The 23,478-nt window shown below is 71.4% G+C and carries 18 protein-coding genes; 9 read left to right on the forward strand and 9 right to left on the reverse strand.

Annotated features, from left to right (window positions below; translation table 11 throughout):
• Positions 1 to 17: 17 nt before the first annotated feature.
• Together AC07DS_RS42740 and AC07DS_RS42745 are read right to left on the reverse strand one after the other, a co-directional pair.
• Positions 18 to 1,814 (reverse strand): hypothetical protein, encoded by a 1,797-nt coding sequence (locus AC07DS_RS42740; RefSeq protein WP_479154133.1) that lies wholly within the window; start codon positions 1,812 to 1,814, stop codon positions 18 to 20.
• 2 nt (positions 1,815 to 1,816) lie between these two features.
• Positions 1,817 to 2,242, reverse strand: coding sequence for a hypothetical protein (locus AC07DS_RS42745; RefSeq protein ID WP_479154134.1), 426 nt, complete (start codon positions 2,240 to 2,242; stop codon positions 1,817 to 1,819).
• A 575-nt stretch (positions 2,243 to 2,817) separates the two neighbouring features.
• Here AC07DS_RS42745 and AC07DS_RS42750 point away from each other — a divergent pair.
• Positions 2,818 to 3,531: a hypothetical protein gene (locus AC07DS_RS42750; RefSeq protein WP_479154135.1), complete on the forward strand. Its 714-nt coding sequence runs from the start codon at positions 2,818 to 2,820 to the stop codon at positions 3,529 to 3,531.
• A 90-nt stretch (positions 3,532 to 3,621) separates the two neighbouring features.
• On the opposite strand, the gene AC07DS_RS42755 is transcribed toward AC07DS_RS42750, so the two are convergent.
• Genes AC07DS_RS42755 through AC07DS_RS42765 form a run of 3 tightly spaced genes read right to left on the reverse strand, consistent with a single transcriptional unit; the run spans position 3,622 to position 5,781 of the window.
• The gene (locus AC07DS_RS42755) at positions 3,622 to 4,137 is read right to left on the reverse strand and encodes a hypothetical protein (RefSeq protein WP_479154136.1); all 516 of its coding nucleotides are present in this window, start codon (positions 4,135 to 4,137) and stop codon (positions 3,622 to 3,624) included.
• Positions 4,138 to 4,170: 33 nt separating this feature from the next.
• Entirely contained in the window at positions 4,171 to 5,442 is a 1,272-nt protein-coding gene (locus tag AC07DS_RS42760; protein WP_479154137.1) for a putative T7SS-secreted protein, read from the reverse strand.
• Between the two features lie 24 nt (positions 5,443 to 5,466).
• The gene (locus AC07DS_RS42765) at positions 5,467 to 5,781 is read right to left on the reverse strand and encodes a hypothetical protein (protein ID WP_479154138.1); all 315 of its coding nucleotides are present in this window, start codon (positions 5,779 to 5,781) and stop codon (positions 5,467 to 5,469) included.
• 280 nt (positions 5,782 to 6,061) lie between these two features.
• On the opposite strand from AC07DS_RS42765, the gene AC07DS_RS42770 reads away from it, so the two are divergent.
• The 5 genes from AC07DS_RS42770 to AC07DS_RS42790 all read left to right on the forward strand — a co-directional run bounded on the left by AC07DS_RS42770 (position 6,062) and on the right by AC07DS_RS42790 (position 9,544).
• On the forward strand, positions 6,062 to 6,418 hold the full coding sequence (locus tag AC07DS_RS42770) for a DUF4333 domain-containing protein (protein ID WP_479154139.1): 357 nt from the start codon (positions 6,062 to 6,064) through the stop codon (positions 6,416 to 6,418).
• A 191-nt stretch (positions 6,419 to 6,609) separates the two neighbouring features.
• Positions 6,610 to 6,993, forward strand: coding sequence for a hypothetical protein (locus AC07DS_RS42775; protein WP_479154140.1), 384 nt, complete (start codon positions 6,610 to 6,612; stop codon positions 6,991 to 6,993).
• A gap of 76 nt (positions 6,994 to 7,069) precedes the next feature.
• On the forward strand, positions 7,070 to 8,395 hold the full coding sequence (locus AC07DS_RS42780) for a hypothetical protein (RefSeq protein ID WP_479154141.1): 1,326 nt from the start codon (positions 7,070 to 7,072) through the stop codon (positions 8,393 to 8,395).
• A 78-nt stretch (positions 8,396 to 8,473) separates the two neighbouring features.
• On the forward strand, positions 8,474 to 8,971 hold the full coding sequence (locus tag AC07DS_RS42785) for a hypothetical protein (RefSeq protein WP_479154142.1): 498 nt from the start codon (positions 8,474 to 8,476) through the stop codon (positions 8,969 to 8,971).
• Positions 8,972 to 9,031: 60 nt separating this feature from the next.
• Entirely contained in the window at positions 9,032 to 9,544 is a 513-nt protein-coding gene (locus AC07DS_RS42790; protein ID WP_479154143.1) for a hypothetical protein, read from the forward strand.
• Between the two features lie 25 nt (positions 9,545 to 9,569).
• On the opposite strand, the gene mycP is transcribed toward AC07DS_RS42790, so the two are convergent.
• Positions 9,570 to 10,835 carry a type VII secretion-associated serine protease mycosin gene (gene mycP / locus AC07DS_RS42795; protein ID WP_479154144.1) on the reverse strand — a complete coding sequence of 422 codons (1,266 nt, stop codon included), beginning with the start codon at positions 10,833 to 10,835 and terminating at the stop codon, positions 9,570 to 9,572.
• A 27-nt stretch (positions 10,836 to 10,862) separates the two neighbouring features.
• The gene (eccB, locus tag AC07DS_RS42800) at positions 10,863 to 12,386 is read right to left on the reverse strand and encodes a type VII secretion protein EccB (protein ID WP_479154145.1); all 1,524 of its coding nucleotides are present in this window, start codon (positions 12,384 to 12,386) and stop codon (positions 10,863 to 10,865) included.
• A 205-nt stretch (positions 12,387 to 12,591) separates the two neighbouring features.
• On the opposite strand from eccB, the gene eccE reads away from it, so the two are divergent.
• From eccE to AC07DS_RS42815, 3 genes are all read left to right on the forward strand, one after another.
• Positions 12,592 to 13,962: a type VII secretion protein EccE gene (eccE, locus tag AC07DS_RS42805; RefSeq protein WP_479154146.1), complete on the forward strand. Its 1,371-nt coding sequence runs from the start codon at positions 12,592 to 12,594 to the stop codon at positions 13,960 to 13,962.
• A complete protein-coding gene (locus tag AC07DS_RS42810; protein WP_261386819.1) occupies positions 13,962 to 14,726 on the forward strand; it encodes a hypothetical protein in 765 nt (254 codons plus the stop codon). The genes eccE and AC07DS_RS42810 overlap by 1 nt, the downstream gene beginning before the upstream one ends.
• A 361-nt stretch (positions 14,727 to 15,087) precedes the next feature.
• Complete coding sequence (locus AC07DS_RS42815; RefSeq protein WP_479154147.1) at positions 15,088 to 18,441, forward strand: SCO5717 family growth-regulating ATPase; 3,354 nt, start codon at positions 15,088 to 15,090, stop codon at positions 18,439 to 18,441.
• A 122-nt stretch (positions 18,442 to 18,563) separates the two neighbouring features.
• On the opposite strand, the gene AC07DS_RS42820 is transcribed toward AC07DS_RS42815, so the two are convergent.
• Together AC07DS_RS42820 and AC07DS_RS42825 are read right to left on the reverse strand one after the other, a co-directional pair.
• The gene (locus tag AC07DS_RS42820; RefSeq protein ID WP_479154148.1) at positions 18,564 to 19,511 is read right to left on the reverse strand and encodes a bifunctional riboflavin kinase/FAD synthetase; all 948 of its coding nucleotides are present in this window, start codon (positions 19,509 to 19,511) and stop codon (positions 18,564 to 18,566) included.
• A 131-nt stretch (positions 19,512 to 19,642) separates the two neighbouring features.
• Entirely contained in the window at positions 19,643 to 23,188 is a 3,546-nt protein-coding gene (locus tag AC07DS_RS42825) for a trypsin-like peptidase domain-containing protein (RefSeq protein ID WP_479154149.1), read from the reverse strand.
• Positions 23,189 to 23,478: the final 290 nt, after the last annotated feature.

The following is a 23,478-nucleotide window of genomic DNA, read 5'->3' on the forward strand; positions in this document are numbered from 1 at the left end:
TCTGTCCTCGCTCGCGCTCAGTTGATCACCGGCGGCACATCACGCCGGGGCTTGTCGGGCAGGTGTGTCTCTTCGTCCTCGACCAGGTAGTCGGGCCGCGGCGTTCCGTCCGCCTTCCGCTCTTCACCGGGCTTGCCGTTATGGCCAGCGCCGCGCGAAAGACCGGCACCACCGCGGGTCATGCCATTGCGCTCGGCCCCAGCCGCGGAGTTGCGCGCGGTCGGCCTGCCCGTGACGGCCTCGGATGTTCCTCCAACAGCACGGGAACCCGTCGTGCTCGAACCCGGCCGTGCCGGGGACTCCGACGCTCCGAAGACACCACGCTGACCGAGCCGGCCGGTCGTGGACCGGGAGTTGGCGGCCTCCTCCTGGCCGCCGATGACGGTGCCGCGAGGGAGCCTCGACCCGTTCTTCGACGCCGGATTCGTGGTGGAGGGCCGGCCTCCGACGACTCCGTTGGACCGCCCGGCGCCGGTGGCCGGCCCGCTGGTCGCACGCTGTGCCGCCGCGCCTCCGGGTCGCGGAGTGCCACCCGTGACCGCACGCCCCATGGGGGACGAACCCGCTCCGGAACCGGTGCCCTTGACAGCGGACTGACCAGTCGACGTGGCGCGCCCCATCTGGTCCATGGGCCCCTGCCCCACGGTGCGTCCGGAGCGCGGGTTGGTCAGCTCGGAGGTACCCGTGCGCCCTTGCGCGGACGGAGGGTTGCGATAACCACCGGCGCCGCTCAAGCCTCGGCCCGACGTGCCGTTGGGCACGGGAAGCCTGAATCCACCGCCACCGTCGAACACGTTGGGCTGGCTGCCAGTTGTGGGAGGCGTGCCCGTCACCGGCGGAGTATGGCTGGGCCCAGGCGTGGTGGTCGTGGGCGGCGGCAGCGTTCCGGTCGTGTCGATGTGCGTCCCGACGGGAGGTTCGGGATGCGGGGTCTTGTCGGGGATGTGCTGCGTGGACGTGGGGCTGTCGTTTGTGACGTGTCTGGTGGAGTCAGGGCTCGGCGCCGTTACGTGGCGATCGGCATCGGATACCGATCCAGCGCCCCGGTGCGAGACCGCGCCGGAACCCGTGGCGGGCGTCGAACCACCAGCGTTGTCCCACTTTCTGGGGCGCGGCACACCCACGTTGCCGGGCATGGCCGCGAACGTCGGCTGCGTCGCAGGCAAGGACGCCAACACCTCCTCGGACACCGCGTAGTACGACGACAACCGGTTCATCTGGTTGATCGCCTCTTGGCGGTCCTTCTCCACCTTTACGGCAGCGGCATACCCCTCTTTGTCCGCCGTCTTCTCAGCCGCCGTGAACTTGTCGGGCCGCTTCCGGTTCGATTCCGTGTCGCGAGGCGGCATGGCACCGCGCACGGCCGCGAGGCCCACGGCGGCAGCTGTGATCTGATCGCCCGCATCTCCGGCGAACTCGCTCAAGTGGTGCGTGTTCTTGACGAGGTCCCTGCCCCAGTCTCTGAAGTCGGTACCCGACTGACCGACCCAGGGCACCTTCTCGACGTAGGCATGGAGGTCGTCGGCAGCCTTCTTGATGGCGTCGCGCGCATCCCACAGGGCCTTGCCGGAGGATTCGAGGTCCTCCGGATCCGTCTGCTCGACCAGGTCGATCATCGTGTTGAGAGGCAGGTCATGCTTACCGAAGTCAGTCCGCGTGGCGACCGCGCGCCCGACGGGGGTGACTCTGATCGCCGTGTCGACGATGCCGTCGATGAATCCGACGTGCGGAGTGTTCTCGTAACCTCGAACCCAGTCGGTGGTCTTGTTCTGATCGCCGACTCGCTGCAGGTCGGCGTCATGCTTGTCAGTCATCGCTACAGGTCCGCCCCGCTCTTGGCGTTGTTGCTGGCGTGCCGCTTGTCCTGCGTGGCGGCCTGGGCCTGCCCGATCTGTGTCTGGATCGCCCAGAACCGCCGGCGCTGCTCCTCCTCGAGGTTGTCGAAGCCGACGCGCGCACCCTGCACTGCGATACCGGTCGCCTCGATCTGCAGATGCAGACTCTTGGACAACGACGTGAGCTCTTGGTGGACTCGGTTGTACTGCTCGTACAGTCCATGCGCCTCAGGGAAGACGCCACCCGACCCCGAGGTCAGGGACGTGGACCTGATCGTCTGGGCACCGACCTTCGTCGAGTTGCCCGCGGACTCTTCGAGGTCGCGAAGCACGGCGTCCACCTGCCCCACGAACTTCTTCAGCGCGTCACCACTGGCCTCCAGGTTCGCCGCCCTGGTCGCCGACACGCCCCCCACCATGTCTGCCGGAAGCACGACGCTCCTCCCCGTTTCCCCGTACATACATCGGTCCCGACCCAGTCGAGGCCGACCACCCACTCGCCGTACGATCGCAAAGCGAGCCGCGTCTCACAACGCGTTTACCACTGTAGTCAACCTGCACATCGGGTCCAACCGAGGTGTGTGTTAACTCAGTTACGAGACCGCGCCCGACGCCACGGTTTGCCCGATTTGCCGGTTCGCTGTTAACGGCCGTGCAGCACACCCCGTTGCACCTCGCCGCACCCGGCCCAATGTTGGACGCGGCCGACGCCGACGACGTTGCACCGTTTGCGATCTTCATCAAACTTCTACACGACCCCTGCGACGACACCGTGGCAACTGCCCTGCCTCTCAACGGACTTCCGCACGATCGCGGCGTCGCCACTTCGCCGAGCAAGCCAAGTACGGCTCATCGGAGGACAGTTACCAGCACCGGGATTCCGTGGCGAAGGCCGCCGCCCACGGCCTCGCACCTCCAGGTCTCCGGCATCAAACGGAAGCCTCCGTTCACCCCCTCACTCCCGTCCGACATAATCGGAGCCATGGAGCATTGGGCCGGGGAACTGATCAAGTGGTCGTTGTTCGCCTTCGTCGCGGGAATGTTCATCCTCGTGTTCACGGTGTCGGCGCGTGGACGTAAGAAGGATGCGCGGACCAGAGAGGGCTATGAGCAGCTTGCCCGGATCGCGCCGGAACGTGGGTGGACGTACCAGAAGCGTGTGCAGGGGCAGATCGATCAGTACTGTGGTGTGCGGCCCTTTCCCGGTCGTGGGAGCAATCTGCGGGCCTGGCACTACACCACGGGCGAGTTTCGCGGCCGTGCCTTCAAGTACTTCGAGTACCGCTCCATGAACCTCCAGTCGGGCGCGGACACCGGGGAGCGCAAGCAGCCCAACATCGAGTCGGTTTTCATCGTCACGGCGCCTGGTTCCGGACCGTTCGTGCAGATACTGCGCCCGAGTGTGCTGGACACGCTGTTCGACCGGAGGCCCAAGATGCAGCTCGGCGTGCCGGAATTCGATCAGAACTTCCGGGTCATCACCCGGGACGAGGATTTCGTCCGCAGCGCTCTGAGCCAGACGGTGGTGCCGTATCTGATGACCGACCCCAAGGAGAAGGGCTCGCTCCAGCTGCGCGAGAACGAACTGTTCACGTGGTACCGGGGTCCTCTGACTCCGCAGGCCGTCGACGAGAAGCTGAACTACCTGTGTGACGTCCTGGACCGGATTCCGGAACAGGCTTGGAGCGCCGTCTGAGCAAAGGTCCGATCACAGGTCGGAGAAACAGTCGGAGTGCCCGTTCCGCCGAGGACCGCAGGTTCCCGGGAGAACGGGCACTCTGTCGTTTCAGTCGGAGTCTCCCCCGGCCGGGCGCACCGTCCGCAGGAAGGCCTTGAAGTCGTCCAGCACCTCGGCCATCTGGTTCTCCGTCGCGGTGAGGACGAGTTCGATCACCGCGCGCTTCGCCGAGTTACCGAGGTCCTCCATTCCGAGGTACACCTGGCTCTGGAGCAGCTCCAGCGGCTCGCCCCGCAGGGTGGTGTGGAGGCGGAGGTTCTGGATCACGCCGGGGGCGTCCGTCAGGCCCGGGATGTCCGGGGTCCCCACTTCGGCCTTCTTGACGACCTCCACGGTTCCCGCCGGTTCGAGCCGGTGCACCGACTCGTCGGCGATCTGCCACATGGTGGCGCTGTCGTTGCGCATCCGTCCGGCGATGGTGATGTTCGCCGTGAACCCGCCGTCGACGGAGGCGGGATGGAGCGCGACGAAAGCGGCGCCGGGTGCTCCCACCTCGTCCGGCGGTGCCGCCTGCCAGCCCTCCGGCAACGAGAACGAGATCTTGACCGGCAGCGTGGCCGCCATGATGCTCCCTTCCTTGATGAGCGTCGGTTCAGCTTAGAACCAGTCACCGATCGCGTCGGCGGCGTCACCGAGCGAGTCGACGACCTTGTGCGGATCGACGGTGACGTCGAAGGAGACCTTGCCGCCGATACCGAGGCCGACTCCGACCTCGCCGCCGATCGTGAACTTGCCGTCCTTCATGCCCAGGTCGGCTCCGGCGGACGCGCCGGCACCCGCCCACGCCTCGCCGCCGACACCGGCACCGACGCCGGCGACGTCGCCGGAGACCGAGCCGGTGGCCTTGGCGCCGGCGAACGCCTCGGCGCCGGCATGTACGCCGTCCTTGCCGACGCCCACGTTCGCGGAGGCCTCGGCACCCGCGTAGGCCTTGCCCTCGGCCTGGACCGCCGCGTAGCCGTACTCGGCACCGCCGCTGACGGAGGCCTGGGCGAGGTACGCGCTTCCCGACAGGCCCGCCTGGAGCCTTCCGTTGGTGATGCTCGCGGCGGCGGACCCGTCGACGCCGAGCGCCGAGACGCCGGCCGAACCCTTCAGCTTGCCGTCACCCGCGAAGGACGTCTCACCGTTCGCGCCCGCCGACCAGACGTTGGCACCGCCCTGCCACTCGGCGAGCTTGACGGTCAGGTTGGTCTTCTTGCCGGGGGTGGTCCCGTCCTCCTCGTCCCCGGTCGGCGCGGGCTTGTCCCGGATGAACCAGTTGCCGTCCTCGTCCTTGCCCCAGACCTTGTCGGCGCGGTAGTGGCCGTCGCCCTTCGGGAGCCAGCGCTCGGTCTCCAGCTTCCACCGGTTCTGGGTCGTCTTGCCCACGCTGTGGTCCTGGATCCACTTCCAGTCGTCGACCCGCTGCCTGGCATTCGCCAGCCAGCCGGGACTGTGTGCCGCACCGCCGGCGAGGTCGTCGAGCTTCTTCGTCAGCTTCTCGAGCTCGGGCTTGAGCTGCTTGCGCGCGGCGTTCAGCGTCGTCTGTGCCGCGTCGTGGTCCCCGGACTTCCACTGCTCGATCGCCGTCGAGGCCTGCTTCTGGGCCCATCCCAGCGTGGAGGAGTACGAGGTGACCGCGTCCGCCGCGCCGGACATCGCGTCGGCCGCGAGGTACCAGTTGGACTTCTCCGTGGACAGCGTGGGCCAGAAGACGTCGCTGGCCTCGCCCTTCCAGCCCGTGATCTTCAGATCGCGCAGGCCGTCGCCGATCTTGTCGAATTTCTTGGACCAGCCGGTGAGGGTTGAGGCGAGCTCGGTCAGCTTTCCGGTGTCACCCGGGATGAGCTCCTTGGGGTCGGTCGTCGACCCCAGCTCGGTTGCCATGGATTCGGATTCCCCGTCTCTGATTCAGTTTTTCTCATTCAAGTCCGACTTGACCGAATTCACCGCGTCACGGATGGCCTGGTCCGTCTCCGTGAAGTCGTTGTTGGCCGAGTTCAGGCCCTCTGCCAGAGAGGCCGCACAGTCGGCGAGGAACTCGGCCCCCAGCTCCCAGGTGCCGCAGAACGTGACCAGCGCCTCGGCCGCCGAGTCGTCTCCGATCGCGGAACCCTGTTCGGCCAGACTCTTAAGGTCCACCTTCTGAACGGGTGTCAGACATTCCAGAATGTCCGAAGCGCCCTTCTTGAGGACCCCCGGCTCCACTCCCAGATCGGCCGTCACGAAATCCCCATCCCTCTTCTTTCAACCCCACCTGCACACAAGCGCCTTGGCGGTCGGGGCGCTCACGCTAGCACCAACATCAAGCCATAAAGGCGACCGTCCTCACCCCATGGAGGAAATGAAGATTTCCATGGGTGAGGTGAAGGAGACATGGAGGGTGCGCGCATTCCGGGTTTCACACGGCCCGTTAATGGCCCGGCACCCTTCGTCATGCCCGCAGCGCCCTGCCAAGTACGCTGTCCGGGTCTTCTTGCCATAACCAGCCGACCAGGAGTACACGATGCTCAAATCCCGGATGACCACCGCTGTTTCGATCCTCGCGGCCACAGCGGCCGGCACGCTGCTGCTGGGCTGCTCGGCATCTGTCGAGGTCAAGAAGTCCACCCCGCCGAAGCTGTCCGCGGACAAGCTTTCCAGCACGCTCTCCGAAAAGCTCGCCGCCGCCACAAATCAGCCCAAGCCGCGTATTTCCTGCCCCGAGGACCTCGTCGGCAAGGTCGGCACCACCACCCGCTGCAAGCTGACCGCGAACGACGGCAGCACCTTGGGCGTGACGGTCAAGGTCACCTCCGTCAGCGGAAACCAGATCCACTACGACTTCAAGGCCGACGACAAGGCTTCCCCTGCCCCCAACTAAGCTGCACCCAGGGCTGTTTGAGGAGGATTTTACGTAGCCGAAGGCATGAAGGCGCTACGGTACGACCCGTTCGCTGCAACGGGGGTACCCGCGCCGCCGGCACCGTACGGCGGCAGACAGGGAGGGCAGGACTCATGTCAGGGGCGGAACAGGCGCAGTCGGGAAGCGACGGGGCTGCACAGCCTGTCGGTATGCGACTGAACCAAGTGCCGGGCGACGTCGGGGGCTCCCCCGCCGCACCGGGGCTGATCGGGGGTCAGAAGCTCGTCTCCACACCGGCCCAGAAGCAGACCGCGGCCAACGCCATCGAGCAGCACATCGAGCCCGACACCCGTAAGGCCGGCGACTACGCCGACACGGAGACCAACACGGCAGTCACGGCCTTCCGCGACGGATGGCACACGTCGGGGGCACTGAAGAAGGCGCATGCCTCCTGGGGCGAGCAGGTGAAGAGCCTGATGAACATGCTCTCCTCGGACAAGACGGCCCTGCGCAACGCCAACACCACTTTGCAGACAACGGACTTCCAGGTGGGGTCGAACTCGAACTCGGTGTCGGTGATCAACGGCTACTGACCGGGCCGCACCACGGGCTCAGTCCTGAGCCACGTCTCAACCAGCAGTCCGCTACGGGAATGACAACGGGGATCCCATGCCGACTTATCACGAGATCATGACGACCGACCTGTCCGCGCTCACGACGGCCGCAGACCGCTGGGACGGGATGGCGAAGGAGTTCCACAAGCAGGAGCTCGCGTACCAGCGGGACGTATGCGGCATCACCCTGGGACCGGGCTGGTCCGGGCAGAGCGCGGACGCCGCCAATGGACGCTTCAACACCACGCTCAAGCAGTTCCAGGCCGCGCAGGTCGAGGCCAAGGCGGTGGCCTCACTGCTGCGCGAGGCGCACACGGACTTCACGAACATCCGCAAGAAGCTGGAGTCCGCCCGCGCGGACGCCGTCAAGGCCGGCATGGCGGTGTCGGAGGGAGGCGTGGTCTCCTACGACACCACGAAGCTGAGCGAGGGCGAACGCACCGCCCTGCACCATGACCCCGACTACCAGGAGTCCGTGGGCAAGGCCAAGGCCTCCTGGCAGGCGGAGATCAACCGGCTCGTGAAGGAGATGTGCGACACCGACAGCGAGGTCGACAACGCCCTCACCCGGGTGGTGATCGACTCCGACCTCAGTGACGGCACCCTCACCGGCTTCAACAGCCAGGCCCACGGCGACATCAAGACGTACGAGGACGAGGCCAAGCGCGAGGCCGCCCGGACCAAGCCCGACGGGTGGAAGTCCGAGGGCAAGACCGAGACGTCCGGCCCCGGTGCCGGGGCGAGTGCGAAGGGGCCCGACTTCGGTTCCGGCAAGCTCGGCGAGGCGGAGGCGCACGCCGACCTCGGCAGCGCGAGCGCCGAGGGCTCGCTCACCAGAGGGCCGTGGAAGCTCGACGGAAAGGCCGAGGCCTACTCGGGCGCCAAGGCCTCCGTCGAGGGCGGCGTCTCCCAGGACGGCGTCGAGGGGAACGCGAGCGCCTTCGCGGGGGGTGAGGGCTCGGCCGAGGGCGGCGTCAGCCTCGGCCCGGCCGGCGTCTCCGCGAAGGCCGAGGGCATGGTGGGTGCCGAGGCAGGCGTCGACGCCGGGGTGAGCAAAGAAGGCGTGCACGTGGGTGGCACGGCCTTCGCGGGCGCCAAGGGCGGAGGCGAGATCGGCGCGGACGTCGGAGGCGTCTCGGCGGGCTTCTCCGCCGAGGGCTGGGCCGGCCCCGGTGCCGAGGCAAGCCTGGACTTCGGCAAGAACCAGCAAGGCGCCTGGGAGTTCAGCACCAAGGTGGGCCTCTCCCCCGCCCTCGGCGGTGAGGTGGGCTTCAACTTCAGCGTCGACCCGGGCAAGGTCGCCCACACCGCGGGGGACCTGGCCGATGCCGTCGGGGATGGCGTGAGTTCGTTCGGGAACGCGATCACCAGTGTGTTCTGACCCCCTCGCCGACCGGCACTGAACCGGCACTCCCGAGGCCCACCGTCACGGGAGTGCCGTCGTAGGAAGGAAACCTCGATGTCGACGACCCTGCCGATCCCGCTCCACTTCGATCTGCCGCACGGCTGGCGATCCGCGCCGCCGGACGAGGTGGGCGCGCCCGGCGCGGCGTTCGTCGCGGTCCGTCTGCCGTCGGACGCCGGCTTCACCGCGAACATCACCGTCGACGGCGCGTACCGTCCCGACGCCGCGACGCTGTCCGAGATGGCCGACGAATCGGTGGGGCACATGGACGAGGCCGTCGCCTCGGTCATGGTCACCGACCGCCGTGAGACCGGCTCCGTGGACTCGCCGGGCCTCACCCAGACCCTGGCCTTCTCGGTCGTCGCCGGCGGGAGGAGCCGGGACCTCGTGCAGTCCCAGGTGTACCTGTCCGTGCTCGACGTCGACGATCCGCACCGGCGGGTGGTGATCCGGCTGATGCTCACCACTACCGCATCGCAGCACCCCGCCCTGCTGGAGGACTTCCGGGAACTGGTGCGCACCGTCCGGCCGGGCGAGGGTCCGACGCCGTAGCGGCTTGCGCGGAGCCGGCGAAGGTTGTGCCGGCGGACCCGGCCTTCGTAGGTTGGCCCCATGGGACTCTTCGACAAACTCACCGGCACCCAGCATCCCCCGGAGGGAGTTTCACCGGTCCCGGGAGAGGAACTGCGGACGGCGCTGCTCGGGCTCAATCAGCCCGATGTCGCGTACGTCGTCCGTTACGGCGGCGGTGAACAGTGCGACCTGCTTGCGGAGTGGCGGCTGACCGAGCCCGCCTGGCAGCACATCTTCGTCCAGTCGCAGGTAAGTCACGCGGTGCGGATCCGGATGCGGCTGGACCACAAGGAGCACGAGGTGCGCGCTCTCGAGGAGCAGTGGGAGGTCAGCCGGGTCGGGACGTCGACGACGCTCCAGAGGACCTCGGAGTACACGCGCGGGCCGAGCCGGACCGTCAGCCGCCGGTGGACCGTCGGACGCGGGGAAAGCGGTCGGCTCGAGGCGACGCAGACCTTCAGCTTCGACAGCGCGCAGCTGCGCGAGCCGCTGCGCGACACCGTCCTCAGGTCCGGCTGGACCTGGCGGGGAGTGGTCTTCGGCAAGCTGTGAGCCGCAGCACCCCCCGTACTACGCGTCAGCGGCCGCCCGGCCGCTGACCCGCGCGCCTGCGGCGTCCGTCCCGTACCGCCACGGCCGTACCGCTCAGCCCCGCCACCACGACCAGGCCCGCCACCACCACGTACGTCGCCATACGGGAGTCGCGTTCGTCAGCCGTCTCGCCGAAGTGCAGGGGCGTGACCGAGGGGGCCTCGCCCTTGGCGACGCCGTCCTCGGGTTTCGGTGACTCGACAGGGTGTGCCGGATCCACTTCGGTCAATGCCTGAACCGGGTCCACCACCCCCCAGCCCACCAGCCGGTCCTGCCCCGGGATCGAGCGTTCCGCGGTCTGTTCGATCTGGGCGGCGACCTCCTGGGCCGTCCAGTTGGGGTACTTGGCCTTCAACAGGGCCGCCACGCCCGCCACATAGGGCGCCGAGAAGCTCGTGCCGTTGTCCGAGCAGTGGCCGCGGCCCGGGACCGTGGAGATCATGTCGACGCCGGGAGCCGAGACCCCCACGAAATCTCCCGACTGTGAGAAGGCGGCCCGTTCGTTGTTGCGGTCGGACGCCCCCACCGCCAGGACGCCCTTGTACGACGCCGGGTAGGTCCGCTTGACGTTGCCGCCCAGACCGTCGTTGCCGGCCGATGCCACGACCACGACCTTGTGGTTCAGGGCGAAGTCGACGGCCTCCTGCAGACGCGAGTCCGGCTCGACCGCATTGGCCGTGTCCTGGGAGATGTTGATGACCTTCGCACCCGCCTGCACCGCGTAGCGGATCGCCGTGGCCAGGGTGAGCGCCGTGCCGTCGCCTTCGGCGTCGTTCTGCTTGATCGGGATGATCGTCGCGTCCGGGGCGAGGCCCACGAAGCCCGTTCCCTTGGCCGGGCGGGCCGCGATGATGCCGGCCACGCGCGTGCCGTGGCCGACCGTGTCCGTGGTGCCCGAGTTGTTGCCGCGATCGATCTTCTCGCCCTTGGCGTTCTTGGCGGGCAGCAGGTTCTTGCCCTTCGACGCGTCAACTGCCTTGGTGAGCTGCGGGTTCTTGATGTCCACCCCGGTGTCGATCACGGCCACCCGGACGCCCTTGCCCGTCGACTGCGCCCACAGCGCGTCCAGGTTGACGCGCTGCAGCGCCCAGGGCCGGCCCGCGTAGTTCTTCGACGGGAACGTGCACTGTCCGTCGTCCGCCCGGGCCGGGGCGGCCGGGAGGGCGACCACCGTGGTCGTCGCGGTGAGGACCACCGCGGCGGCCACGCCCGCTGTCCGGGCCGCGGTCCCCGGTGTCCTTGCCTTCAGCATGAGTTCGCTTCTCCTCCGCCCGCTCCGCTACGAACCCTGCGGCTGTCGTGCCGCCGCCTCCGACAGGCGCGGGCCCGTCGGCAGGAACTTGGACCACTGCTTGGGGACGGGCGTGGGCTTCACGTTCTCGTAGCCGAGGCGGGTCTGGGCGATCTTCGCCTCGCTCAGCTCCTCCTTGCGCTGCTTGGCGGAGGTGCCGATGCCCTGGTCGTCGGTGGCACTGTCGCTGTTGGACTGCAGGGCGTAGCGCAGGCCCGTGTCGGTGACCAGGAAGACGCCGCCGGCGTTGGTCTCCGTGCCCTGGAACTGGCGGTAGAGCTGGCCGGAGCCCGCGGTGACGTAGCCGCTGGAGGAGCCGGTGGGCAGCTGGGCGGGGAAGTCGGTGCCCGCCCAGGTCGACAGCGTGGTCTTTCCGTCGCCGGCGACCGAGCGCATCACATTGCAGACCGTGTTGCGGCCGCTGGTGGTGCTGGCGCCGTCGTTCACCGTCTTCGGCTTGTACGTCGGCCAGTTCTTGTTCCCGTCGAACGCGGTGCTGTCGGCGACCGCGCCGGGGCTGACCTGCTGCGCCTCACCGGCCTGGTCCGTGCCGATCAGGTCCCCGCTGTTGAGCAGGAGCGTGGCCGTGAACTCGGAGATGCGGGCGACCTTTCCCTGCAGCACGACGTAGTACTGCATCGACTGGCCGTCGTAGGCCTTGATGACCTCGCCGATCTTGTCGTACTGCCGCAGCAGGGTCGAGGCGTTGGCCTTCGCGCCGGGCGTGCCCTGGATCGGCGGGATCGCGATCCGGTCGCCCTTGTGAAGGGTGTCGAGCCATTCCTGGGAGACCCGCTGCGGGGCGCGGCCCTGGGTGTCGAGGGCCTTGAGCAGTTCCTTGTCGGTCGGGTCGGCGATCTGGTACGCCGTGCCCCGCGCGTCGACGACGTACTGGGTCTTGCCGTCCGGGGCCACGACGTACATCAGGTCTCCGTGGGTGAGCTTGTTCGGCCCCTCCGTCTTCGGCCATTCCTTCTTCGCGAGGACGAACGCCGCCTTCTGGATGGCGCGGCCGCCGTCGCCGGGGCGTTCGCAGACCATCCAGCGCTTGGCGGCCTCGGCCTCGTCCGAGGTGGGCAGGCGGTCGGGGGCGTAGGGGATGCCGATGGTGGCGCCGTGCGGGGGCTTGCCGCTGTCCAGGATCTTCTCGTCGACGGTGATGACGCTGTCGTGGCTGGGGTCCAGAAGGAGCTTGGCCGAAGCCATGTTGAGGACCGGGTGCAGCTGGCTCTGCGTGCCCGTCTTCAGGACGACGTACCGCGTGGTCGACTCGCTGGCGACGATGACGTGTTCTTCCGGCTTGTCCCAACCCTTGGGCGCGGTCGGGCTGAACATGCCGATCGCGCCGAACACCGCGAGGATCACGACGCCGACGACGGCGCCGGGCACCAGCGCGCCCAGTGGCTTGGGGGCGCCCTCCTCCGAGCCGGAGGGGGAAGGCTGCAGGAATGATGCGAGCGTGCGGCGCTTCGCGAAGGTGTAGGCGTTGAGTTCGTCCCGCCGTGATGCCATCTGTGTCCGCTCTCTCCCCGTTGCGGAGCCGTGGGGGACCTGTGAAGATCCGTCCCCCGCCCTCGGTTGCTCTGGTGTCTCAAGTGTCAGACCCGGCCCCTACTATGCCTGTTGCTAGGACGTGCGTGTGGCACGGGTAGGGTGCTCAGGGCTTGAAGGGACCGGAGCGCAAGGGTTTTCGGGAGAGTTCGGGGGTTTTGGAGTGATGGCTTCCGCAACGCGGAACCGGTCGCGATCGCAATCGGGGTCACGGTCGGGTGGTGCACGCCGGTCGCGTGGTCGCGGCACTTCTTCCTCCCGGCCGGGCGCCCAGCAGGCACCCGCGCCGTATCAGGGCGCTTTCGCGCCGCATCTGGAGTCCCGTTCGGGGCGCGGCGGTTCGTTCGCGGTGCAGCGGCTGGTGCTGCTGGAGATCGCAGGCGCGCTGGTGGTGTGCGGGTGGCTTCTGGGGACGGTCGCGCTGATCTCCGCCTCTGTCGTCGCCGCCGTGTTCGTGGTGCTCGCCGTCGTACGACGGCGGGGGCGCTCCCTGCCGGAATGGCTCGGCACCCTGCTGGCGCTGCGGGCCCGCAGGCGGCGGGCCGCGAGCACGCCGGTGCCGCTGGGCACCGACTCCGGTCTCGCGCCCGCGGTGGAGTGCGATCCGGCCCTGCGCACGTACAGCTACAGCCGTGGCGACGACCGCGACCAGCGGCCCATCGGCATGGTGGGCGACGGCGGCTTCCTGACCGCGGTGCTCCAGGTGGAGTCGGGCGCCGACGCGCTGCGCGCGGAGCGCAGCCGCAGACCGCTGCCGCTGGGCCTGGTGCGCGACGTCCTCGAAGTCGACGGGATCCGGCTGGAGTCGGCGCAGATCGTGGTGCACACGCAGCCCGCGCCCGCGCTGCATCTGCCCCAGCAGTCGGTCGTGGTCAGCAACTACGCGCCGCTGCAGGCCCAGACCGGCTCCCCCGCGGTGCGCATCACGTGGATCGCGCTGAAGCTCGATCCCGAGCTGTGCCCGGAGGCGGTGGCCGCGCGCGGCGGCGGTCTCGTGGGCGCGCAGAAGTGCCTGACCCGCTCGGCCGAGCATCTGGCGAGCCGGCTGACCGGCGCCGGGTTCCAGGCGAACGTCCTCACCGAGGAGGAGCTGACGGCCGCCATCGCCACCTCCGCGTGTGCCAACCCGATGGTGACGGCCCAGGCGGCCCAGGCCGGACGGGGTGAGGCGCCACAGCGCCGAACCGAGGAGTCCAGCCGCAGCTGGCGCTGCGACAACCGCCGGCACACCACCTACTGGGTGCGCCGCTGGCCCCAGTTGGGCGGATCCGGCGGCTCGCTGGCGCAGTTGGTGGCACAGCTGACGGCGGTTCCCGCGCTGGCGACGACGTTCAGCCTGACACTGGCCAAGGGCGCGCAGCAGAACGTGGCCATCACCGGCCATCTGCGGATCACCGGCCGCAGCAACCAGGAGCTGACCGACGCGCGGCGCGATCTGGAGCAGACGGCGCGGCAGGCGCGGACCGGGCTCGCACGCCTGGACCGTGAACAACTCCCCGGCGTTCTCGCCACCCTGCCGCTCGGAGGTGCCCGCTGATGGCCGTGACCACTTCGCCCGCCCCGTCGGAGACGGACCGGCCGGCGCCGGGCCTCGGCGAGCGGCTGCGCACCGGCTTCGGCCTGCTGGGCCCCCGCCACCCGCGGCACGCGCTGCCCCTGGAGCAGGCGGACACGCTGTCCCTGCCGATAGGCGACGACGGTGTGGTGGTCGGCGACAACGCCGAGGGCCATCCCGCCGTGCTCGGGGTGAACCGCCCGACCCCGTACGACATCGTGCTCATCGGCGGTCTGTGGACCGCTCAGGTCATGGCGCTGCGCGCGGCCGCGACGGGCGCGCGCGTGGCCGTGGAGACGGGCCGGGCGCAGGCCTGGATGCCGATGGTGCACGCCATGGGCGGCGGGCAGAACGGCCTCGCGGTGTACGACGTCGGCCGTGTGCCCCCGCAGGGCGCCTCGGCCGGTACGCCCGTGCTCGTGGTGCGGGACTGCGGCATGCGGCCGCCGCGCGGGCGTGTGGTGTCGGCGCCGTGGCAGTCGGTGCTGACGCTGCTGCCGTATCTCAGCCCGGTGGCGCCGCGGTTGATGCGTCAGGCGCGTCTGGTGGGCGTGCAGCGGGTGTCCCCGGACGAGGCGGCGGAGATCGGGCGGGTGCTCGGGCTGCCGCGTCCGGAGCTGGATTCGCTGCCCACGCTGCCGGACGGCGTGACGCTGTGGTGCACGGAGCGGGACCGGCAGTATGTGGTGACGCGGGCGACGGACGCCGAGACCGGACTGCTGGGCGTGGCACGCCGGATGGACTGACGGACGTCCAACTTGGTCCGCTTTCGCGGTGGCTGGCGTGCTATCGCGTGAATTCGCGTGCTATCGGCGGCTGAGCGCGTCGCACCTTCGTCACGTTTTGGTGTACGTACGCATGTGCCTCGGAGGTGTCGGGGCCGGTGTGACGCGTCGGACGGGCACGAAGGGGCGGCCGGGCCTGCCGGGCCCGCGCTTCAGGTGATTAGGCTGGTGCCGGGCACGTCGCGAGTTTCCGTGAGCGGGCGGTGCGCGCTCCGCGACAAAAGGGGTCAACCGGCCCCAGGGGGAAGCCCGGCGAATCGTACGACAGGAACGGTCGCCCCCAAGCCCGGCACAAGGGTGTTCGACCACACCAGGAGGAACTGTGAACAGCGATCGGGACGGGATCCGCGGGGGTTGGGACACACCCGACGACGACCAGACCGACGCGGAGTCCGGCATCGAGATGACGGGCGAGTTCACGATCGACTACGCGCCGCCCGCCTGGTACACGCAGAACGCGTCGGGTGGTGCGTCCGGTGCGCCCTCGTCGGCTCCGGTGCCGCCCCCGGCGGCCACTCCCGCCGTGCCTCCGCCGCCGGTCGGCCAGCCGTTCGGGGTTCCGGAAGTGCCGCCCGGCAGCGGCTTCCAGCCGGCCTGGACAGCGGGGTCCGCCCCTGCCGCCCCGCCTGCGCCTCCGGCCACTCCCGTCGCTCCGCCTGCGGCCCCGGCCACGCCTGTTGCCGCGCCCGAGGCCCCGGTCGCCCCTGTCGTCGCGCCCTTGGTTCCGGCCGAAGGGAACAGTGGAGACCTCGTCAGCGGCGCGACCATGCGGATCTCCTCCTCCGCGCTGAAGCGGGAGTTCGCGGAGCGGGAGGCCGCGGCGGCCGCGGCGGCCGCTGCCGAGCAGTCCGGGACGAACGCCGGCACCGGCAGCCCCGCATACGGCAGCGAGCCGTCCGCCGAACAGCGGGTCGGTGCCGCCGAGTCGACGGCGAGCGGTGATGTCGACGGCGACGGCTTTCCGGAGGCCGGCGCGGACACGAACACCGAGGACAAGTCCTCCGCCGCCACGGCGCACGTGAGCGAGGAGCCGGACAGCGTCGACGCCCCGTCCGAGGGGACGGAGCCGGACGCCCACAAGAACGCCGCGGAGACCGACCTCCCGGACACCGGTGACGAGTCCGCGCCCGCCGACGAGCAAGAGCACCGCGAAGAAGACACGGCCGGCGCCGCCGACGCGGCCCAGGCCGACGGCGTTTCCCCGGAGGCGGCCTCCGCCCCGAGCGCCGAGGCGCAGACGGGCGGCGCGGAGAACAGCGACGCCCAGTCGGGCGAGGCTCCCGCCACGAGCGCGGACGCACAGGACGCCGGTCCCACCGCAGCGAGCCCGGAAGCCGCACAGAACAACGCAGCGCCGGCCCCCGCAGACCCCGAGGCCGCACAGAACGCCGCATCTACCCCCGCGGGTCCCGAGGCCGCACAGGCTGCCGGAACCGCACCCGCGGGCCCCGAGGCCGCCGGATCCGCCCCTGCGGGCCCGGAGGCCGTACCGGGTGCCCAGCCGGGCTGGGCACCCCCGCCGGCGCCGCAGGGCAACGTGCCCCCGCTGCCGCCCTCCTACCAGCCCGCCGCCCCGACCCCGGCCGCACAGTGGCCCGCGCAGCCGCAGCCCGCCGACCCGTCGATGCCGCAGCCGAACGCTGCCCAGGCGCAGCCGTACGCCGCTCCGGGATACCCGGCCGTGCCGCCCCAGCAGCCGCCGTTCCAGCCGCAGGCACCGCAGCCCGCGCCCGCCGCCTGGAACCAGCCCGGCATGCCCACTGCGCCGACTCCGGCGCAGCCCGGCCAGCCCTATGCCCCGGGCGCTCCTGGTGTCCCGGGTGTCCCCGGCGTCCCCGCCCCCACTGCAGCACAGCCGGCGGCACCCGCACCGGCAGCGCAGCAGACCCCGCCGGGCGGTTACGGCTTCCCGCAGCCGGGACAGCAGCCGGCCCCCAGCGGTCCCGACCCGCAGTCCGGCTACGGCTTCCCGCAGCCCGGCACCCCCAACCCCCCGGCCCAGCCCGGCGGCTACGGCTTCCCCCAGCCCGGACAACAGCCCCAGCCTCCGCAGCAGCCCGAGCCCGCCCAAGGCGCTCCGGAGCCCGGCACCCCCACCCCGCCGGCCCAGCCCGGTGGTTACGGCTTCCCCCAGCCCGGACAGCAGCCGGCCCCCAGCGGTCCCGACCCGCAGTCCGGCTACGGCTTCCCGCAGCCCGGCACCCCCAACCCCCCGGCCCAGCCCGGCGGCTACGGCTTCCCCCAGCCCGGACAACAGCCCCAGCCCCCGCAGCAGCCCGAGGCCGCCCAGGGTGCCCCGCAGCCGGCCGTCGACCCCCGTGCCGGTGCCGCCTGGCCGCAGCCCGTGCAGCACGACCAGCGGCAGATGACCAACCCGGGTGCGGCGCCGCTGGGTTACACCGCGGCCGTGGAGCTGTCCTCGGACCGACTGCTCAACTCCAAGAGGCAGAAGGCGAAGAGCGGCCGGCCCGCTGCCGCCTCGTCCCGCTTCAAGCTGGGCGGAAAGAAGGAGGAGGCCGAGCGGCAGCGCAAGCTGGAGCTGATCCGCACGCCGGTGCTGTCCTGCTACCGGATCGCGGTCATCAGCCTCAAGGGCGGTGTCGGCAAGACGACCACCACCACCGCGCTCGGCTCCACCCTCGCCATCGAACGGCAGGACAAGATCCTCGCCATCGACGCGAACCCGGACGCCGGCACGCTCGGCCGACGGGTGCGCCGGGAGACCGGTGCGACCATCCGTGACCTGGTCCAGGCGATCCCGTACCTCAACTCGTACATGGACATCCGCCGCTTCACGTCGCAGGCGCCCTCCGGTCTGGAGATCATCGCCAACGACGTCGACCCGGCCGTGTCGACCACGTTCAACGACGAGGACTACCGGCGCGCGATAGACGTGCTCGGCCGGCAGTACCCGGTCATCCTGACCGACTCGGGTACCGGTCTGCTGTACAGCGCGATGCGCGGGGTGCTCGACCTCGCCGACCAGCTCATCATCATCTCGACGCCGTCCGTCGACGGTGCGAGCAGCGCCAGTACGACCCTGGACTGGCTGTCCGCGCACGGCTACGCCGACCTGGTCTCCCGTTCCATCACCGTGATCTCCGGGGTCCGCGAGACCGGCAAGATGATCAAGGTCGAGGACATCGTGGCTCACTTCGAGACGCGCTGCCGCGGTGTGGTCGTGGTGCCGTTCGACGAGCACCTGTCCGCCGGTGCCGAGGTCGACCTCGACATGATGCGGCCCAAGGTGCGGGAGGCGTACTTCAACCTCGCCGCCATGGTGGCCGAGGACTTCGTACGCCACCAGCAGTCGCACGGGCTGTGGACCAGCGACGGCAACCCGCCACCGGTGGCCGCCCCGCCGATGCCGGGCCAGGCGATGCCGGGCCAGCCGATGCCCGGCCAGCCGATGCCCGGCCAGCCCATGCCGGGCCAGCCCTACCCCGGCCAGCCGTATCCGCCGCAGCAGGGCCAGCCGCATCCCTACCCGCCCCAGCAGCCGGGCCAGCCCTACCCGCAGGCCGCCCCGGGCCAGCCGTACCCGCCCCAGCAGGGGGGCCGGCCGCCGCAGGCCCAGCCGCCCCAGCAGGGACTGCCGCCGCAGCCCGAGCTGTACGGATACCCGCAGCCTCCGCAGGGCGGGCAGCCTCCGCAGGCCCCGCCGCCGCATCAGTAGGACGGCACGACGAAAGGGCGGCCGGTGCGATGAGCACCGGCCGCCCTTTCGTGTCGTGGAGGAGTAGGAGTAGTCGCAGGAGAAGAGCCGTGGAGGAGTTCAGGCCTGCGGAGAACGCGGGCCTACGCCTCCTCGGCGACGATCTCCCGGCACCGCTTCACGTCCTCGGCCATCTGCTCCAGCAGGGCCTCCAGCGACTCGAACTTCGCCTGGCCACGCACGTACGCCAGGAAGTCGACGGCCACGTGCAGGCCGTACAGGTCGAGGCCGACGCGGTCGATGGCGTACGCCTCCACCGTGCGCTCGGTGCCGTCGAACTGCGGGTTCGTGCCGACGGAGATCGCGGCGGGCATGATCTCGCCCTGCGCGTGCAGATAGCCGGCGTACACGCCGTCGGCGGGGATCGCAGTGTGCGGGAGCGTCTCCACGTTGGCCGTGGGGAAGCCCAGCTCGCGGCCGCGCTGGGCCCCGCGGACGACCACGCCCTCGACCCGGTGCGGGCGGCCCAGGATCTCGCGGGCGCCGGCCACGTCGCCCTCGGCCACCAGGCGCCGGGTCAGGGTCGAGGAGAACGGCTCGCCGCCGCCCGCCGAACCGCAGACGTACAGGTCCACGACCTCGACCTCGAAGTCGTAGACCTTGCCCTGCTCGGTGAGGAACTCGACGTTGCCGGCCGCCTTGTGGCCGAAGCGGAAGTTCGGGCCCTCGACGACCGCCTTGGCGTGCAGCTTGTCGACCAGCACCTTGACGACGAAGTCGGCCGGCGACAGCTTCGAGAACTCGGTGGTGAAGGGGAGGATGAGACAGGCGTCGACGCCCAGCTCCGCCATCAGCTCGGCACGGCGGTGGTGCGGGGCGAGCAGGGGCGGGTGGCTGCCGGGGCGGACGACCTCGCTGGGGTGCGGGTCGAAGGTGACGACGACGGCCGGGACGCCCAGCTCACGGGCGCGGTCCACGGCATGCTTGATGATCAGCTGGTGGCCGCGGTGAACGCCGTCGTAGGAACCGATGGTGACGACGCTGCGCCCCCAGTCCTGGGGGATGTCCTCCAAGCCACGCCAGCGCTGCACTGTGACCGCTCCTCGAACCCGTGTCCGTGTCTACCGTTGACCTCTTGTGCAGGTCTAAGGGTGCCATGCCGGGTGCCCGGGCCCCGCATCGGCATGGAGGCTGTGACGGGGCGCACGTTGGCGGCGGGTGCTCAGGCCGGTACGCGCACGCCCGCCAGGTTCTCGATCATGCGGCGGGCGCTGGGGCCCACCACCGCGGCCCAGTCCTGCGGGGTCTCGCCCAGCCAGCGGGCCATCCGTGCGGCGAAGCCGGGCACGTGCCGGGACAGGACGACCAGGCCCCAGTCGAATCGGGTCGCGCCCTCGGGGGTGCGGACCAGGAGGAGGCCGGTGCGGTGGACCAGGGCGCGCAACTCCGCGTCCCGGCCCTCGCCGTGCGGGGCCGCCGCCTGCAGCACGGCGTCCAGGACGTCCGGGGCGTGCTCGTGGGCGAGCAGGAAGTCCAGCAGTTCGCGGCGCAGCGGGCGGGAGGCGGGGGCGCCCGGGGCGGCGAGCACGGTGGCGAGGGCCGCCCGGATCCCTTCGGGGCCGCCGTCGAGGAGTCCGGTGACCAGGGGCAGCAGGACGGGGCGGGCGGCGGGGCCCTGGTCGAGGCATCGGTCGACGTACGCGGCCACGTGTCCGGCGGTCTCCGGCCGCAGCCCCACCGCCTCCCGGACGAGGGCGGCGACCCGGCGGGCCAGGGCCGGGGTGGTGACGTCGGCGAGCGTGCGCAGCGTCTCCCCCGCGTCCGGGCCGCCGCGCAGACGGGCCCGGAAGGCCTCGAGGACGGGCTCGGGGTGGCTGGTCAGGGCCGGGGCCAGGGCACCGGGCGGGAACTGCGGGTCGCCGTCGGCGAAGTGGCGCAGGGCATCGGCGAGATGACGGTCGCGGGTGTCCGGGTCGCGCACCAGGACGGCGAGGGCGCCACCGTGCACGGTGCGGTCGGCAGGACGGGCGAGCAGGGTGAGGGCGGCGAGGCGCAGCAGTTCGCGGTCGGCCGCCGAGCGGACGTGGGCGGCGGCTCGCAGCCCGTACACCACCGCGGCCTCCCGGCGGGCGGGGCGCTCGTCGTGCGCCCAGCGGTCGACGGCTCGGCAGACCGCCGACGGCTCGTCCTCGGCAAGGCCGGAGAGCAGCTCGTCGGCCCTGGGGTGCGCGCTCTCCACGAGCACCTCGGTGAGGTTGTCCAGGGCCCGGTGCCGGTGCGTGTGCAGCAGGGCCTGCGCGGCGGTCGCCACGGTGGCGTGCGGGGTCGCAGGCAGCGGCCGCTCGTCGTCGAACCAGCGGGTGAGCTGCGGCTGTGCGGCACCGGGTACGGCGGCGAGCAGCCGGGCCACGGCGTCCAGGTAGCGCTCGTCCGGGGCGGCGCACCCCGGCTCCGACGGTTCCCGGTCCGCGAGGACCAGCTCCCGCAGCAGTGCGAAGCGCTCCGGTTCCGGGAGGGGCAGGGCGGTCCAGAAGGCGGGGCCGAACTCCGACGGTACGGGCCGCCCGCCCAGGCTCCAGGCGATGACGCGGTCGGCCAGGAGGCCGAGCACCTCCGTGTACGGCGTCGCGTCCGGGACCTGGAGGAGGGTGCGGGCGAGCAGCCGGGCGGCCCACCAGGAGGTGGGGTCCAGGTCCAGGGCGTCCACCAACTCCCTGAGCTGAACGGAGAGCTGGCGTGATCCCTGCTGGCGGCCGAGGAGGAGCAGGGCCTGGACGACCGGGCCGACGCGGTGGTGCGGGACGGGGAGCGGGTGCGCTCCCTGCGGGGTGCGGGGGCGGTGGACCAGGGCGTTCAGGGCCTCGTCCAGGTCGAGGTGCATGCCCTGGATCCAGTCGGCCAACTCCTCGTAGGCGAAGCGGTACCCGCCGCCGGCCGGGACCAAAAGGCCTTCGGTGAGGACGGCGGAGGCCCAGCCGGAGCCGCCCCCGAGCCGGGCCGGGGCGGGGCCCCACGGGAACACCGCCTCGAAGGAGGCCCGGTCCAGCTCCCCCTGGCCGGGGCCGAGACTGCGCCGGGCGGCCTCGTGCACCTGCCCGGCCACCCGGGCCGCGAGCCGCCGTACGGCGGTGCCGCGCAGCCCGTTCTCGGCGGCGAGGCGCACCGCGATGCGCAGGCACATGAGGTCGAGGTGGGCGGCGAAGACCTCGTGCCGGTCGAGCGGCCCGGCGGGCGGGGCGTCCGGGAGGGCGGCGCGGACCTCGGAGAGGAGGCGCAGGGTGAGCGGGTGCCGGGCGTCGCGGTCGATGAGGGCGCCGTCGGGGACGCCGTAGCGGGCCCGGGCCCGGCGGGCCTCGCCCTGGGTGAGCTCGGCGAGCCGCACACACGCCGGCCCGTGGCGCAGGTCCGCGGGGAACTCGGCCCCGGCGCGCTCCCAGTACTCCTCCCGGCAGGCCACCACCAGGCGCGCCCCGGTCCCGCGCAGCCACGCGGCCGTCCCCCCGGTCCAGTCGGGCAGCCGGTGGGCGAGGACGGGGGGCATCTCCTCGGGGCCGTCGAGCAGGAGCAGCAGCGGGCGGCCGGCCTGCCCGGCGAGGCGGGCCAGCCGCTCGGGGGTGAGGTCGCCGAGGCCGGCGGGGTGCACGGAGTGTGCGGCGGCGACGATCCGGGCGGCGCGCCGCAGGGAGCGGTGGGCCGCGTCGGCCACGGAGCCGTCGGTGTCCCTCAGGTCGGCGCCGCGCAGCCACAGCGTGGGCGCGGGCCGCTCGGTGCGGCCCCGGCGGGCGGCGAGGGCCGCGAGTTCCGTCGTACGGCCGCTGCCCGGGGCGCCGACCAGGCCGAGCACGGCGGCGCTCCCGCCGTCGGCGAAGGCGGACAACTCCCGTACGGCGTCGTCGCGTTCGACCGGCTGCACACAGCCGGGACCGGCGGTGCCGACGTGCCCGGCGAGGGCGCCCGGCGGGCCGTCCTGGCCCACCGAGGTGGCGGTCAGCTCCAGGACGCCGGCCAGGTTGAGGTCGGCGCCGTAGACGGGCACGGTGGCCGCGTTGCGGGCGAGCAGCTCGGCCAGCGGGCCGTCGGCCGGCCGCAGCGGCACCGCGAAGCCGGCGTCCCGCCGGTCGGAGTGCAGGGCGGTGCCGAGGACGCCCACGACCGCGCCGGTCTCCGCGTCCAGCACCGGGCCCCCGGAGGCGCCGCCGCCGAGCCGGAGCGCGTCCCGGCCGGCCGTGCCGATGGCCAGCTCCAGGGCGTCCTCGATGAGGAAGCGGTCGGTGGCGGTGTACGTCACCTGGGTGGCGGCGAGCACGCGTGCCTCGCGCCAGCAGCCCGCGGCGACCCGGACGTAGGTGCCGGCCTCGACGCGTTCCCGGACGGTCAACGGGAGGGGGTCCGTCCCCAGTCCCTCGGTGCGGACCAGGGCCAGGCCGAGCGCGGGCAGCGGGGTGACGGCGTCGGCGCCGATCACGCAGGTGCGGTCCGTGGCGGTGTGCAGGACCAGCCGGGCGAGTCCGTCGACGGCCTCGTGGCTGGTGAGGAGGGTGCCCTGATGGTCGGTCAGGAAGCCGACCCCGCGGGGGCGGCCGGCCAGGTCACGGATCCGGACCAGAACGTGTGTGGCGTCCGTGCGAGCCGGGTCGCCGGCACAGTCCGTGCCGTCCCCGCGGCTCCCGTCGTGGTCCCTGTGGCCCTCGTCCCGTGCCCGGCCGAAGTCGTCCCGTGCCCGGCCGAAGACGCCGGTACGGTCCGCATCGCCACCCCGACCTGCCATGGCCGCACCTCCCCGCCCGTACACACGCGCCCTCGTGATCGACGGTAGGGGCGTGGTGATCAGCGGAACAGCACGCGAAGTGAAAGCGCCCCCTTCCGCTCCCCCGCTTCACTCCGAGCGCCTGCCCGGTCGGGTGAATAGGCGGGGTCGGCTGGATACACCCTAGGGGTGGGGGAACCGAGGGGGGACCGTGGAGCGGCGGCAAGGGCAGTACCCCGTGGCCGCCGCTCCCCGGCTGGGCTCCCTGGGGCGGCGTTGCCCGGAGGCCGGTCCGCCTAAGACGGCCAGGC

Source organism: Streptomyces sp. NPDC044064 (assembly GCF_056434245.1).

Excerpts from the sequence above, each read along its gene's own strand:
- AC07DS_RS42790 (WP_479154143.1), top strand. The coding sequence starts at position 9,032 with ATGGGACTCTTCGACAAACTCACCGGCACCCAGCATCCCCCGGAGGGA.
- AC07DS_RS42810 (WP_261386819.1), top strand. The coding sequence starts at position 13,962 with ATGGCCGTGACCACTTCGCCCGCCCCGTCGGAGACGGACCGGCCGGCG.
- AC07DS_RS42750 (WP_479154135.1), top strand. The coding sequence starts at position 2,818 with ATGGAGCATTGGGCCGGGGAACTGATCAAGTGGTCGTTGTTCGCCTTC.
- AC07DS_RS42760 (WP_479154137.1), bottom strand. The coding sequence starts at position 5,442 with ATGGCAACCGAGCTGGGGTCGACGACCGACCCCAAGGAGCTCATCCCG.
- AC07DS_RS42825 (WP_479154149.1), bottom strand. The coding sequence starts at position 23,188 with ATGGCAGGTCGGGGTGGCGATGCGGACCGTACCGGCGTCTTCGGCCGG.
- mycP (WP_479154144.1), bottom strand. The coding sequence starts at position 10,835 with ATGCTGAAGGCAAGGACACCGGGGACCGCGGCCCGGACAGCGGGCGTG.
- eccE (WP_479154146.1), top strand. The coding sequence starts at position 12,592 with ATGGCTTCCGCAACGCGGAACCGGTCGCGATCGCAATCGGGGTCACGG.
- AC07DS_RS42740 (WP_479154133.1), bottom strand. The coding sequence starts at position 1,814 with ATGACTGACAAGCATGACGCCGACCTGCAGCGAGTCGGCGATCAGAAC.
- eccB (WP_479154145.1), bottom strand. The coding sequence starts at position 12,386 with ATGGCATCACGGCGGGACGAACTCAACGCCTACACCTTCGCGAAGCGC.
- AC07DS_RS42755 (WP_479154136.1), bottom strand. The coding sequence starts at position 4,137 with ATGGCGGCCACGCTGCCGGTCAAGATCTCGTTCTCGTTGCCGGAGGGC.
- AC07DS_RS42775 (WP_479154140.1), top strand. The coding sequence starts at position 6,610 with ATGCGACTGAACCAAGTGCCGGGCGACGTCGGGGGCTCCCCCGCCGCA.
- AC07DS_RS42770 (WP_479154139.1), top strand. The coding sequence starts at position 6,062 with ATGCTCAAATCCCGGATGACCACCGCTGTTTCGATCCTCGCGGCCACA.
- AC07DS_RS42785 (WP_479154142.1), top strand. The coding sequence starts at position 8,474 with ATGTCGACGACCCTGCCGATCCCGCTCCACTTCGATCTGCCGCACGGC.
- AC07DS_RS42780 (WP_479154141.1), top strand. The coding sequence starts at position 7,070 with ATGCCGACTTATCACGAGATCATGACGACCGACCTGTCCGCGCTCACG.